We start from the raw sequence: 14,663 nt of genomic DNA on the forward strand, positions 1-14,663 counted from the left end.
AAGTTATGTTAACTGTTTTTTATATAATTAGCTAATATACTGGTTATATGATATGTTTTAATAGGTAATACCAAATCTCATAAATAAGTAGGCAAATAACTAACAGAACAAATGGTTTTGATCGAACTTTCCGTAATATTACGAATGAATGCACATACAGTATCCTCCAATAAACTAACAGAGTCATATATTCTATTTTTAATGAGATTGTCTTTCAAATATTGCCATAAACGCTCTACTGGATTTAACTCTGGTGAATATGGAGGTAAATAGATTAAGGTAATATTTTGTGGTATTTTTAAACCTTTGGATCTATGCCATCCTGCACAATCCACAACAAGAAATGCCTCCCTTGTTCCTAAATATTGTGACATCTGCTCAAGGAATATATTCATACAATCAGTATTGACGTTTGGTACGAATAAGCTAGAACTCTCTCGATTTCTAGGATTAACTGCACTATAGAGATAAAAGTTTTGCCTACCTAATTTTACCTTAACCTGTGTCCTAATGCCTTTTTTAAACCACCCGTGTCCAATCTTTGAATGTGTGCCAAACCGCGACTCATCGAAGAAAAATAGCTCTTTTTCGGGATACGTGACAATAGTTTCATTAAGATTTTTTTTTAAACTCTTCTTGTTTATTTTTATCCTGTTTATTGTGCACAGGCCTTGGAGTAATATACGAAAAACCTAACTTTTGCATCAGTCTATGTGCTGTAGACTTACTTACCTCAATAGAAAACATTTTCTCAATTATGATTTTTAATTTCTTAGCCGTTAGGTTGGCTCCTTCTTCTGCTATGACATTTTTAATTTCTTCTTGCTGCTTGTAGCTCAACTTCGGCTTTACTCCACGTCCTGGTTGTATTTTAAACGCATTGACTCCTCCTTCCTTAAATCTTGTAATCCACTTCATCAATGTAGTTCTAGTAATTCGGTATATTTGAGCAACTTTTGTTATTCCATATTCTTTTGCAGATATTATTGCCTGTAATCTTCTTCCTATCTCTCCTCTTATGCCGTGCTTCTTTAATTCCAGGTTACACTTATTATATAATTCTTCTCCTATTGCTTTACTTTTTCCTGCCATAACTCCCCACTAATTCTTAAATTATTCTATTTTAGAAATTTTTCTTTATTCCTCTATTTATTTTTAGGAATTGGTATTACACATACCAACCCCACTAAATTAATAAAACTATTACATTCTACAGACACAAACATTATTTTTTTATTAACTGCAAAACCCTTATAAATTCCTACATGCACTGCTCATTCTCTCTCATGAGGGCATTCATAATTATGCTAATATCTTATATATATTAATTAATAACCTCATTTTCTTCCCTCTTCAATGGCCTCTTCTATAACAGCAGCTATTTCGTTCAGCTTCTTCAACTGACTCACTTCTGGGTTTTTACGCATTTCCTTCAGCACCTTTTGATAAAGATCTTGCTTTTTCTCATTATCAAGTAGTTTACAATATAGTTTTAGCTGCTCAGGGGTCCTCAATAGAAGCCGTGCTATTATATTGTTGCTTCCTGATTCTAATTTTTCACGTTTGTTGTTATTACTGCTATTATTCATAAAAATTCCCACTCATTAAAGACTCAATTCTTCCAAATGTTTACTACTGTTTTCTTAGTAGTATTGGCATAAAGCCATCTATTTTAGCGGAAGTCAAGAAATTTTTTAAATATTTATTTGTTATTAATAATAGCAAGGATATTAATAGATTGACTTCGATGTCTATTTAGGACTTTGAATAGTATTCTTTAAAAATACTTTTGCTATATCACTTTCTTTATTGTCTTCCCGTAGATATTGTAATAATTGAAATTCAATCTGGTAGGTTAAAAAATTAAAGTAAAATATGAGTTTTATTTTGACTTTTTGTGTTAATTTCGCAGAATATTAAAATCATCATTCAAATTAAATACATGACAAAAAGAGGACTGGGAAGCGGTAATTGGGCTTGAGGTACATGCTCAAGTTTTTCCTCTATTTGGTACAGCAACACTAGATATATTAGTGCTATTAGCAACGCAAATCTATCTTCTAGTGTTCATTGGTTTTTAATGATTTTTGTGCTATAAACTAAAAGGCATGATAAATGTGCAGTATGTCTAGAGAGGTATTATGGTAGTAAAAAGACACGAAAATAATATACAAAGCTCAATAAAGGATTGTATACCAATTGGGTCAACTAATGATTCCAATATTGTATCAACATCAGGGCAGCATGCTCAAATAACAGTAGACAATTCTTTTGCTATCAATCAAGGTGAAGTGGGCATTACTAACGGTAACTCTACAAAACATATATTGGGAACATTTGGTGCAGGTCCATGTGTAATTGTTACTTTCTACAATCCAGACACTAGTGAAGCTGCTTTAACCCATATTGATGCATTAACTAACGTGCCACAAACAATATCTATGATTGATTATCAGCTGACTAAGAATGTTGATGAGGCAAATTTTATAATTAACCTCTCAACTGGATGGCTAGACAACAATAGTACATTAGAACTCATAAGGGATGTTTTGTCTTCTAGAGAAAATATGGAAATTAGTAAAATCTTGGAAAGCTCATCTTTAGCAATAGATGCAAAAACTGGGGAGATTATTCAAGGCATTACTCATCATGTTTTAGACCTAAATGGCGATTATAGGAAAAGAATGGAAACAAGGGAAACAATGGCTATGTTTACGTTTGGTAAGGCAATTAGCTCTAGAATATCTTTTGATGGTAGAAATGAGAGTTTAACTTTCTAAACCCATAAATCCTTACTAATTAATGATACAATTTTTTTAATAACTTTCTTCATAAACTTGGACTAAAGAAAGGTTTAACGTCAGTTTGTTCTACATCTTCTACTTTTTCAAGTTTCGTATCTGGCTTTAGAGCATTATACAACGCATAACTCACACAAGCTAATCCAACTATTCCCCCAATCACCGCTATAGCATACATTTTCAATATATAAGCTACAACACTACTGACTAGTAACGCCGCACCAACACTACCAACTATGACTGCTTGCGTTGTTAATGGTTTTTCTCTTTTATCTGTAGCATTATCATCAAAACGAGGTTTGGGAGATAGGTCATTGGAAGCATTTGACTCTTGTTCATCAGTCTTCACTGAAGTTTGCTGGACTTTTTCGCTGTTTTCACATATAGGCTGAAGACCTTCACTACTTTTATTGACATCTTCGCATAATCCGGTGTCAGTGGTAGCTTTATCAATTACAGGTTTATGCTCCACATCAAAACTACATACTTCAGTTACTATTTCACATGCGTTAGCTGGCATATCAGTAGCTCTGGTACTATCAATTACAGAAGCAGTATCTTTATGTTCTGTAGTTGTTGTTGCATTAAGACTCAAACTATCTTCATCGCATGGTGCAGTTGTAGTACTAGCATTGGTGGCAGTCTCTGTTACAACAGTAAGAAATGGTGCTTGTTGTTCTATAGTTGTTCTCTTATTAAGCACACCTCCCAGTTCTCTAGAAAATTTTAAGATTTCTTCTACAGCTTCACTATTTTCACACTCTTCAGCATAGGTGAATGGGGTGTAAATCATTTCCTCGCCATCTGAATGTTTTATAATTATTCTCTTTTTTAGAATATCTTTCAAAATACCATTTTCCTCAGAGATTCTTAACACTACTCTCATAATGTCATTGTCTCTACGTGATATAGCATCTGTAAGTATTGTATGAGTTTCTTCCCGACCATCTGAATGTTTTGTGGTCATTTCTTCATTCAGAACTTCCTTTAATAGTTTTTGTTTTTTGGCTTCTTCTAAAAGATCCTTTACAGCTTGATTATTTTTATGACTTATAGCATAATGTAGTAGTGATAATGTCTCCTCTCTACCCTGATATTTGTAAGTTATTTTTGCTAAAAGAATCGTGCTTGCGTTATAGCTGGACTTTTTGAATATTCTATTTCTAAACTTTTCGGCAACACCTTCCCCTTCTTCTATTTTTCTTGCTAGTTTTTGTATATTCTTTTCATCTTTATTTGTTAATTCATATATGTCACATACTAATGTCAATTTTGACGTTTTCATAATGTTTTTCCCCCTATTAAGATTTATTGATTTAGTTGTAGTAGTTGAAATAGAAAACCGGTTAAGTTGCCTAGTTTGGTTCTTTTTTTCAATCAAAGGTATTCTACTGTTTTAAATTCCCTGTAAAGATTTAGCTTATCTTTTACATCTAAACAGCATTAACACGATTTGGCTTTTTGTAGATGAGTAATTCTCTAGGAATTATCCTATTGAATTCTATGATATTATTTTTTGTAACATTGTCTAAAGTGCCCAGACACTGGGATCCAGGAAACTTAACTTTAAATAAGTGGCTGCATAATAAAGACTAGATTCCAGTGCCAAGCACTGGAATGACATGGTGGGATGCATCCAAGTAGCTGACACTGGTTTCCATCCAAGACGGCAGTGCCTTCCCTGTCATCCCAGCACCTTCTTCTGTCATCCAAGTAGCTAACACTGGGATCTAGTTCTCTTTACAAATTCACCAAAAGTGTTTCATTCTATAACGCAAAACCCATATTCACAAAACCCAATGCATTACTTGCAGTTAAGTTTCCTAGATCCCAGTGTCACGCACTGGGATGACAAAAAAAGGAGCACTGGTTCACCTTATGACGGTGTCATCCAAATACCTTCCCCTGTCATCCAAGTAGCTAACACTGGGATCTCATTTTACTTTATGACGGTGTCGTCCTAATACCTTCCCATGTCATCCAAGTAGCTAACACTGGGATCTAGTTCTCTTTACAAATTCACCAAAAGTGTTTCATTCTATAACGCAAAACCCATATTCACAAAACCCAATGCATTACTTGCAGTTAAGTTTCCTAGATCCCAGTGTCACGCACTGGGATGACAAAAAAAGGAGCACTGACCTCTCTTGGGCTCTTTTAGCCACAAATATTAAGAAATTTACCAAACGAAAAAAAAGGCAAAAGAAGCCCTAGTCATTGTCTATTTTCAGTATTGGCGTTTTTTAAGTCTTAAACACTGCAATTTAGCTGCTTTTAAATGCAACTCACCTTAGTTTAAATGTTTAAGAAACTTACTAAGCAGAAAAAAAGGCAAAAGAAACCCCGCGTTAGCTAGTTGTCACTTTCTAATCCTGCAAATTGGCGTTCTCTACTGTCTTAAACGCTTTGTAAGCGCGTTTCGGCTTATATAGCTAGAAATGTTGTGAAGACATAAGGTGCACATAGTGCGAAAAATTAAAAATAAGACGCCAAGTACGTTGTTTTTTTTGCTGTTTAATCTGCACAGATGAAGATAACTGAATACCTTCAGTACCATGATAAGAGGGCTGGCGGAGTTTGTCAAGGAAGTTTTAGGGCCTAGCGTCACACGCTGCCATGTGGTATACAAATTTCCTTCGAATTACAACGTACGTGCACTCTATATGCACTTAATACTCTCTTATCAAAATCTCAAGAATCTGCACTATATTTAATGCTGCGCCTTTGCGCAGATTATCAGCCACTATCCACATATTTAATCCGTGTTCAACAGTATTGTCTCTTCTAATACGCGATACATATACAGCATTCTCCTGTACAACATCAATTTGAGTGATGTATTCACCGTCTTCACGCCTGTTGTACACTAAAACTCCACTATCTTCGGCTTCACTTAGCACTTCACGAGCTTGTTCTTCAGTGATATGTTGATCAAATTCTACATTTACTGCCATAGCGTGACCGATAAAGACGGGTACTCTTACACAAGTTGCAGTAACTTTTATATCTTCCTCTAAAATTTTTTTTGTCTCCTCTTGCATTTTCCATTCTTCTTCTGTAGAACCATTCTCCATGAATTTCCCTACATGGGGAATGCAATTAAACGCTATTTGCTTGGGGAATATCTCGGGCTTTTTAGTCTCATTCATGAAGATTTTTTTTGTCTGGTCATAGAGCTCATCCATTGCTGCTTTGCCTGCGCCAGAAGTTGATTGATAAGTTGAAGCAACGATTCTCTTTATTTTTGCTTTCTGGTGTAATAGATGTAGTACTAGCAGCATCTGTATTGTAGTACAGTTTGGGTTGGATATTATGTTGTGGTTTTTATATTCCATAATTTTTTCTTTATTAATCTCCGGAATAATGAGTGGCACACCTTCTTTCATTCTAAAATGGGAACTGTTATCTATCACGATGCACCCAGCCTGTGTTGCAATTGGTACATACTTTTCAGAAACATGATATCCAGCACAGAAAATGGCTACATTAGTTCCAATGAAGTCATAATCCTCAAGGCACAAGACAGTTAATTCTTCATTACCGAAACTCACCTTCTTACCTTCTGATTTTTTCGACGCAAGTGCAATAACAGAATCTATTGCCTCATCTTGAAACTCAGCAAGCGTGCTTAATACCTCACGCCCTACTCTTCCGGTTGCTCCAATAACAGCAATTTTGTATCCCATATAGATGAACCTCTAACTTTACAATTATATTATATTTTCACTGACAAAATTTACAATTGTTTTAATATTTTTACCTTGCAATTAATTGTAATTTAGCTATTATTATGCAATATTAGTAATATTACATAATAAAGTGAAAGATGAATAAAGAATACGATGAAACTAAGGTTAAACTTGCAATGTCTACACCTCAAGAGCCTGAAAGAACCAATGGATTAAAGGCTCAAAATGTTCTTTCGAAAAAAAGAAAGCCTGCAATAAATTTTGATGATAAAAAATATGGTGTAAAAAACCTTAAAATAGACCAACAGTTCCTAAATAAAAGACAAGAATCTTCAAAGCTAAGAGATTTCTTAAGATCAATACCAATAATAGGGAGATTTTTAGCAAGGATTTTCACACCTGAAAAAATAGAAATCATCAGTAACCCTATATATGACAACATGGAAGCATATGAAAAATCGCAAGCAGGTCACTCCAGTAAGATAAAAGATGAGACTAGTGTAGATGATGAACACGCAAAAGAAGTAGATAGTAAACTTGAGAAGGGTAATGTTGAACAAGTGGACAATAAGAAAAGTCGTTAAACTCTATTTTATTGTGCAGGAGCTCTGCAGTACCAAAATAAATAAATGGGTATGCCACTTGCGGTGAATAAGCTTGCGATCAGCAAGGTATTCACAGAAGTTTCAAATATTACCCAGCAGCAAAAGGTTGTTGCTATACTGCCAATTAAAAATTTGTAATAGTTTTTCTCCTTTATAATAACCTTGAGAAAAGCAAGACTGCATGCAAGGTAAACAAATAAAAATGAAACTACAGAAAAGTCGATGATTGATGTGATCTGTTTAGCAAAATTGTTGCTTGAAGTGAGAATTAGTAGAACTGAAGTGCCAACGGAGCTGATTGTTATGCCCCAGAAAGGAGAACCGTGCTTGTTTCTTTTAGCAAAGAACTGTGGCATCAGTTTATCTTCTGCAAGGCCAAGGGCCACTTGTCCACTAGCTAGTACCCAAGCATTTAAACTGCCAACACAAACAATAAAAGCAACAATAGAAATGATCAAATGCCAATTACCAGGAAACATAATTTTTATTGCGTCAACATACGGCGCTTTTGAATTAACTAGATCATTGCCGTTTATCAATCCCATGATTGCAAGGCTATTAATGAAATATATAACTGCAACAGAGATTGTGCCAAGTACTATGGCTCTTGGTATAGTCTTTGCTGGATCATTGACTGATCCTGCAGGTGCTGTTGCTGATTCAAGTCCAATAAAACACCATAGAGTGAGTAGTGTAGAGCGAGCAAGGACTTGAGACATCGTGAGGGTTGATATTTCCTCACTTATGATAAAATTATTCCTATCAAAGAAAAACAACGCTGTTACTGGTATAGCAAGCAGTGCGGTAATTTTGACAGTCATCAATAAAAGCTCAACACATCCAGCAGCAGTGACACCTCTTAAATTTATTAGTGTAATGATCGTAAATAATAGTATTTCTAAAAATAAGCGTATATTTTGAATATCTCCATGAAAAAGCGAAGTAAGATAGCCAATACTTGCAACGATTACTGCTGTCGTGCTAACCCATGAGATCACCCAATACGTCCAACCAACAAAGAAAGCTGCAGCAGGGCCAAAAGCATGCTTTACATAAACGTGAGGACCACCCGTTTCTGGAAATTTTGCGCAGAGTAAGGCAAAAACCAAAGCAAGAGATATAGCACCAAGCCCTGATATCACCCAGCTTATAAGGCTGTACATGCCATATGGAGCAAGGCTAATTGGAAGCATAAAAATTCCAGAGCCAATTTGGCTGCTAATCACTAAGGCAAAAATAGCCCAAAAACCTATTTTATTTGACACAATAATTTTTATCTAAATAGACTAACGATATAACTGAAGCTCAGAAATTTCAATCGATCTTTATAAAAACTTGCATTTTTCTCAATTTATTTCTAAAATAGATTATATTAACAAATTATTAAGTGAAGGTTATGAATCTGAGGTTAAAAATATTTTTGGTTGTTTGTGGGTATATTTTACTATTTGTTTCCGCTATTGGAGCATTGTTTTTATCTGAATATTTACTTGAGATCTTTATTAATGCGCTTTATGCATTCCTTCTTGCAAAAACCTCAAGTGAGGCATTAGCTCTTTTTGGAACACTCGCAATTTTTCTTGCTGCCTGTGTTGCATGCTATGGCATACATAAGCTCTGTTCTATTTTTACAGAAAAGATTACAAGCAGCTATCAGTCTTTCAAAAATGAAAATAGTGGTGATAGTATTTTTTCTGAAGTATATAATGACCCGACAATAGGATTAAAAGATAAAATTTTGTTTTTCTCTATATATTTAATATATTGCATTCAATTACCATTTTTGTACTGTGCATCGAAGGTATCAGAGCTCAGCAGAATGTTGGTAGTAGAGCAATAGGTGCTAGAATATGTTTAGTGCTTATCAATACTATATTATTAATCCCAGTAGCACTTCTTGAATTGATAAAGTATCCATTAGTGAGGCTTTTCTCACCTTTGGGTTTGAATGTAAAGCAGCTAAGCTTTTTGTTTAATGTAAGTGATGTGGGCACTAGTAGTCAGAGTGTTCACACGAGTAGTTTTGAACATAGTATTTTCCAATGCGCTCAAGAGTTAAAAGAGAAATTTGGAGCTCAACCAAATGTACTCAATAAAGAGTTTGAAGACTACATAAATAATTCAGATGAGCTTACAACTCAAGAAAAAGAGCAATTAAAACTTTATCTTAATTTTAATGGCTCCAACCGGGCAACTTGGCAAGAATCAAGAACTAGTCTGACACTTACACAAACTGCAAATTTAGTTTTGACTGCAGCTACGGATCAAAAGTTAGATACAGATTTTCTAAAGTGCATGTTACTGATGCGTTTAAAAGAAGGAAATGGTGCATGTCATCTTGGAATGTTTAATCGTATTATTTATTCACTTAGTTGTCTTGAAGCTAAAAATAACTTTACAGTTGCAGTAAACTCTCAAGTGTACGAGAGAATGCCAAGCATTACGGAAAAATTCCTTAGAAGCTGTAACAATAAAAAAATTACAGTTTTAAAGGACAATTTTGATAATTTTTATTCTGATGGTGATATGGATCCTCAAATAAAAAGCAACATCAGTAAACTGATAGAAGAAGCAAAACAATCTGTCTTTAATGAATTATATGTGGATTATTACAATAGGTATGGGCAAGATGTTGGAAGAGGCCCTATAAAACATAAATTAAAAGAGTTAATTACAAGCGACGATGTAAAAGAAGCAATAAGCGCTGTTATAGATGGTATAGAAATTCCTCCAGTACCACCTACTTATCTTGAAAGAGTAAAAGCATTTTTTGGAGGTCATGCAAGGTCTTCTGCTGCTTAGTAGTGCTATAGCAGAAAACTTTTTTATTTTAACTAAAAAAATTACTTCTGCATATTCAAAGCCTTATTATAATGACAATTAGAGATATTTAGAGAGCTCAAAATCTATCTCCGTCTGCAGACTTTTCATCTAAATTTCAGTTAAAAATGTGGCGTATCTTCTTCAGCGTGTATACATATACTTAATCTCTGCCCAATGTACGTTGCATTTTTTCTGAATCTTGTTCATATGGGGGATTCTATGTCTAAAATTCCAGACACTTGACTTTAGCTAAAAACCATCTGGCGCCTATGGTTTTTTATAGTTTTGTCTTCCCTTTTCTGAATGGTTTGCAAGCTGCTGTAGCTAACCAAGAAAGGTTTCCCTACGTCATACCGCCGCGGTATCTCTTAGCCGCTAACAAGCAGTGGGATGACGAAGTTATCGTCATGCCACCGCGAACCGTCATATCGCCGCAGACCGTCATACCGCGATTCATTCGCGGTATCTCTTAGCATAGATCCAGCTAACAAGCAGCGGGATGACGAAGTTATCGTCATGCCACCGCGAACCGTCATATCGCCGCAGACCGTCATACCGCGATTCATTCGCGGTATCTCTTAGCATAGATCCCGCTAACACGTAGCGGGATGACGATTCTTCAAATCGTCAAGGTGTCATCCGAGTAGCTTGACTACTTGGATCCAGAAAACTTAACTTTAAATAAGTGGCTGCATAATAAAGACTAGATTCCAGCGTCACACGCTGGAATGACACCATTTTCGGTCTCTTAAATTGCTTTAGCTACAAACATTAAGAAATTTACCAAACGAAAAAAAGGCAAAAGAAGCCCCGTGGTGCGAGTTTTGACTCTATATTACTGTAAGTGGCGCTGTAATAATGTGCTAACGCTTAAAATAAGCGCGATTTGGCTGAATGTAGAAAAAATTTAAAAGACATGCAGCCGCTATAATTTTATGTAATTCGCCAAAAAATACCCTAAGTTTTTTACTGAATTTTGTTATTGAGCCTGCAGGTCAAAAACAAGTTTTGAGTCATGAATACCGATGTTATCATAATAAGGGGGCTGGCGGAGTTTGTCAAGTAAGTTTTTTCGTTTCTGCGAGCTACCTGAGTTTATTTACTTCATTAGAGCCAAAACTCTTGAGACCTAGGTGATAATTCTATCTAAAAGGATGCCAAAAAAGAGAAGCAACCCTACGTAGGAATTATTTTTAAATATGGACATGCATTGACTGGGATCGTCAGGATTGAAATTTTTGTATTGGCGGTGAAATATGAACCCTACAGCAAGTAGAGCAATATAAAAGATGTTATTTAATGATGATAAGATACCAGCATATAGCCACGTCATAAGAGATATTAAATAAAATCTTTTCAACCAAGATTTTGTTGTATCACCAAAATATAATGCGGTAGATTTCATTCCGAGTTTTTCATCATCTTTTTTATCTTGATGAGCGTATATGGTGTCATAGCTAAGTGTCCAAAAGACGCATCCTATATAAAACAGCAAGGATTCTATACTGATCTGGTTTATTATTGCTGCTGAGCCCATGAGCGATCCCATATTGAAGGTAAACCCTAAGAACAATTGTGGCCACCAAACATACCGCTTTAATAAAGGGTAAGTAGCTATCATACACATTGAGATTATTCCAAGTATGAGTGTGGTTTTATTAGTTAACAATAAAATTACCAAGGCGATAGATAGTAGCAGTGAGAGTAAAACCAAAGCCTGCTTTATGTTTAATGCACCACTTGCAAGTGGCCTATATTTTGTTCGTTCAACGTGCGCATCTATTTCCCTATCGAAAATGTCATTGATTATGCACCCTGCAGGTCTCATTAAAAATGCACCTATAGTAAATAAAACAAGGAGAAAAAGAGCCTGATACGATAGAGAAGTTGAGGCTAAAAGAATACCGCTCAAACTGGGAAATAGCACAAGCCACAAACCTGTTAAACTGTGCAGTCTCATTAATGAAAAGTAACGGTTGAAATACATTAATTAAGTGTGATTATGTAATATTTTGCTTACATTAACAAAATTATCGAACGCTAAATCAGGCTTGAAAACTAACTCAGGTATAAATCGCAAATCAACATAACACAATATAGATTTACGTATTGACCATGCAGATTGGTTCATTTCATTAACAACAGTGTTAATATCACAATTATCCTCAGAAGGATCTCCAGTGCGTGATGCTGAAATCCATGTACTTTTTTCTGAATCTGAGTAGTCAGCTACTTGGATATTCAATGAAGATAACACAATATATACATCTGCTTTTTTCAAATCTTTACTTAATTTTACGTCAGATACCGCTACATTTTTATTGAACACCTTACCTTCCATTAGGACTCTTGATATTGCTCTATGCAATACCGATGCTATTTTTAGGTTTCTAATTTCCTTTTTCATATCCATCTACTATAACACCCTTTCTTCTTGCACTAATTGATAAGCTTCCAAAATATCTCCAACTTTAATATCGATATTACCCTCTAGTGATACTCCGCATTCAAAGTTTACACCTACTTCTTTAACATCATCTTTAAATCTACGTAGTGCTTTTAACTTTCCTTCATGCACCAATTTGCCACCACGCACTACCTTAATTAAAGAATCTTTTCTTATGACTCCATCACTTACGTAACATCCAATGATATTACCAGCTTTAGATACGTTAAATATTTGCCTCACAGATGCAGAACCAACACGAACCTCTCGTGTAACAGGCTTTAACATTTTAGTTAAATACATTCTCATGTCGTCAATGAGCTCGTATATTATGTTATAAGTATGTATTTCTACACCTTTTTGTTTTGCCAAGTCCCTTATTTTTGAGTCCACTTTTACATTAAAAGCTAAAATTACTGCACTTGATGCTTCTGCAAGCAGCACATCTGAATCTGTTATCCCTCCTACTGCTTTGTGTAGGATATTTAATTTCACTTGGTCTTTACCGAGTTTATCAATTGAACTTGATATTGCTTCAATAGAACCAGTTACATCGCACTTTAAAACTACAGATAGTTCTTCTGTTTCACTGTTATTACGACTGAATATATCTAAATTATTGTCGTCTAAATCTTCTTTCTTTTTCTTGATCAACTCTAGCCTGTATTCAACAATTTCACGCGCCTGCTTTTCAGAATTTACAACAACAAATTTATCTCCAGCATTTGGCACACCATTTAGACCAGTAATTTCAATTGGAGCGGAGGGTAGTGCTGCTTTTTCTCTTTGACCAAGGTGATTAACCATACTACGTACTTTGCTGTATGTTGTACCAACTACCAATATATCACCAACCTTTAACGTTCCTTCCTCAACTATCAATGTAGCTGATATTCCTTTCGCTTTATCTATTTTGGATTCTATTACCCATCCAAGTGCTCGACAATCTTCTATTGCTTCTAGCTTCATTAATTCAGCGATTAACAAAATCGCCTCTTCTAGTTTATCTAAATTAGTTTTCTTTTTTGCTGATACTGGCACAATCATAATATCACCACCAAGCTCTTCAGAGATGAGATCATATTGAGGCAAACTATTAATTATTTTTTCTACATCACCAGGTTCAGATTTATCAATTTTATTAATAGCAACTATAATAGAAACATTTGCTGCTTTTGCATGATTTATTGCTTCAACTGTTTGTTTCATGATTCCATCGTCAGCTGCAACTACTATTACGACTATATTAGTAATATTGGCACCACGTGCACGCATCGCAGTGAACGCTTCATGTCCTGGTGTATCAATAAAAGTAATTTTTTGCTTATCTTTTGTCGTTATTTGATAAGCACCTATGTGTTGAGTTATGCCACCTGACTCTCTTTCTGCAACATTAGATTCACGAAATGCATCGAGCAATGAGGTTTTACCATGATCGACGTGTCCCATAAAAGTGACGATTGGTGGTTTAGGTTTTTTAGGCAGGCTTTCTCTGCCTTCTATAAAAAATAAATCCTTTTCTCTGTTGGTATCGCTCACTCGTTTAGCCGTATGATTAAATTTTTCCACTATTTCAGATGCTATATCTGGATCCACCAGATCATCTACTCTATAACTCTCACCGACTTCTTCTTTGAACATTTTTAGCACACTCTTGCTATCTTCTGCCATACGAACAGATAACTCCCTGATAGTTATTTTGTCTGGTATAATAACTTCTCTTGATATATTTTTACCCTTAGTAAACTTTGACTTTCTACTTCTTATACCAAATCTTTGCTTAAATACAGGGGGTTGTTCAGTTTTTTCATCTATTGCCTGTGCAATTACCAGTTTAGAATGCTTAGAATATATATCTTTGTTGACTTTAGAAGACTTTTTATCGTCGCTCTCATAGTCAATATTATCTTCTCTTAGTTCAACTAAGTGAGTATTACTTAAAACTTTCTTATTTATTTCTTTAGATAAAGTGTCCGCTTCATTTTTCTCGTCAATCTCTTTATTGCTGTCTTCTTTTGCTGTTTTCTCTTTTTCTTCTCTCTGATTTCTTTCTTTCAGCAAAGCAGCATTCTGCACAGCATTAATGCGGAAAATTTGTTCTTTCTCTGTTAAAGAACCTAATTTACTCTCGTCAAATAAATTATGTTCTTCTGCATCATGAGATTTTTTTCTTCTTTTTTTTACTATTGTAGCTCCAGTACTTGGGCTAGCTGAAGAGTTTAAATTGAGGTCTAATTTAAGCTTGCTTAAGCCTTGGAGCGTTAATTTTTTATTACTGATATCTTCATTATTCATATTA

General features: G+C 34.9%; 12 protein-coding genes. 4 read left to right on the forward strand and 8 right to left on the reverse strand.

Going from position 1 to position 14,663, the window contains the following annotated elements; all coding sequences use genetic code 11:
* Positions 1–77: 77 nt before the first annotated feature.
* Together WKH12_RS04815 and WKH12_RS04820 are read right to left on the reverse strand one after the other, a co-directional pair.
* Positions 78–1,092 (reverse strand): IS630 family transposase gene (locus tag WKH12_RS04815; RefSeq protein ID WP_434732009.1). Its coding sequence is split into 2 segments (ribosomal slippage): positions 78–626 and positions 628–1,092, totalling 1,014 coding nucleotides; the frame shifts between segments, so codons are not numbered across the junction.
* 245 nt (positions 1,093–1,337) lie between these two features.
* Complete coding sequence (locus tag WKH12_RS04820) at positions 1,338–1,589, reverse strand: hypothetical protein (RefSeq protein ID WP_434732142.1); 252 nt, start codon at positions 1,587–1,589, stop codon at positions 1,338–1,340.
* A gap of 552 nt (positions 1,590–2,141) precedes the next feature.
* On the opposite strand from WKH12_RS04820, the gene WKH12_RS04825 reads away from it, so the two are divergent.
* Complete coding sequence (locus WKH12_RS04825) at positions 2,142–2,780, forward strand: hypothetical protein (RefSeq protein WP_434732143.1); 639 nt, start codon at positions 2,142–2,144, stop codon at positions 2,778–2,780.
* 49 nt (positions 2,781–2,829) lie between these two features.
* Here WKH12_RS04825 and WKH12_RS04830 read toward each other — a convergent pair whose 3' ends face one another.
* Entirely contained in the window at positions 2,830–4,182 is a 1,353-nt protein-coding gene (locus WKH12_RS04830; RefSeq protein ID WP_434732144.1) for a WD_0033/WD_0034 family tandem repeat-containing protein, read from the reverse strand.
* A gap of 1,288 nt (positions 4,183–5,470) precedes the next feature.
* On the reverse strand, positions 5,471–6,487 hold the full coding sequence (locus WKH12_RS04835; protein WP_434732145.1) for an aspartate-semialdehyde dehydrogenase: 1,017 nt from the start codon (positions 6,485–6,487) through the stop codon (positions 5,471–5,473).
* A 140-nt stretch (positions 6,488–6,627) separates the two neighbouring features.
* Between WKH12_RS04835 and WKH12_RS04840 the strand changes: the two genes are divergently transcribed.
* Positions 6,628–7,074: a hypothetical protein gene (locus tag WKH12_RS04840; RefSeq protein WP_434732146.1), complete on the forward strand. Its 447-nt coding sequence runs from the start codon at positions 6,628–6,630 to the stop codon at positions 7,072–7,074.
* Between the two features lie 8 nt (positions 7,075–7,082).
* Here WKH12_RS04840 and WKH12_RS04845 read toward each other — a convergent pair whose 3' ends face one another.
* Positions 7,083–8,360, reverse strand: coding sequence for an APC family permease (locus WKH12_RS04845; protein WP_353286694.1), 1,278 nt, complete (start codon positions 8,358–8,360; stop codon positions 7,083–7,085).
* Positions 8,361–8,491: 131 nt separating this feature from the next.
* Here WKH12_RS04845 and WKH12_RS04850 point away from each other — a divergent pair, with 131 nt between their 5' ends.
* The gene (locus tag WKH12_RS04850) at positions 8,492–8,935 is read left to right on the forward strand and encodes a hypothetical protein (protein ID WP_434732147.1); all 444 of its coding nucleotides are present in this window, start codon (positions 8,492–8,494) and stop codon (positions 8,933–8,935) included.
* Positions 8,936–9,063: 128 nt separating this feature from the next.
* Positions 9,064–9,897, forward strand: a complete 834-nt coding sequence (locus WKH12_RS04855; protein ID WP_434732148.1) for a hypothetical protein — start codon at positions 9,064–9,066, stop codon at positions 9,895–9,897.
* A gap of 1,150 nt (positions 9,898–11,047) precedes the next feature.
* Here the strand turns inward: WKH12_RS04855 and ubiA are convergent.
* Genes ubiA through infB form a run of 3 tightly spaced genes read right to left on the reverse strand, consistent with a single transcriptional unit; the run spans position 11,048 to position 14,659 of the window.
* Positions 11,048–11,905: a 4-hydroxybenzoate octaprenyltransferase gene (gene ubiA, locus WKH12_RS04860; protein WP_253307364.1), complete on the reverse strand. Its 858-nt coding sequence runs from the start codon at positions 11,903–11,905 to the stop codon at positions 11,048–11,050.
* Between the two features lie 3 nt (positions 11,906–11,908).
* Positions 11,909–12,325, reverse strand: coding sequence for a ribosome-binding factor A (locus WKH12_RS04865; protein WP_164225054.1), 417 nt, complete (start codon positions 12,323–12,325; stop codon positions 11,909–11,911).
* Between the two features lie 9 nt (positions 12,326–12,334).
* Positions 12,335–14,659: a translation initiation factor IF-2 gene (gene infB / locus WKH12_RS04870; RefSeq protein WP_434732149.1), complete on the reverse strand. Its 2,325-nt coding sequence runs from the start codon at positions 14,657–14,659 to the stop codon at positions 12,335–12,337.
* Between the last annotated feature and the right edge of the window lie 4 nt (positions 14,660–14,663).

The sequence above is a fragment of the Wolbachia endosymbiont of Zygogramma bicolorata genome, from assembly GCF_051130665.1.
Classification (GTDB): Bacteria; Pseudomonadota; Alphaproteobacteria; order Rickettsiales; family Anaplasmataceae; genus Wolbachia.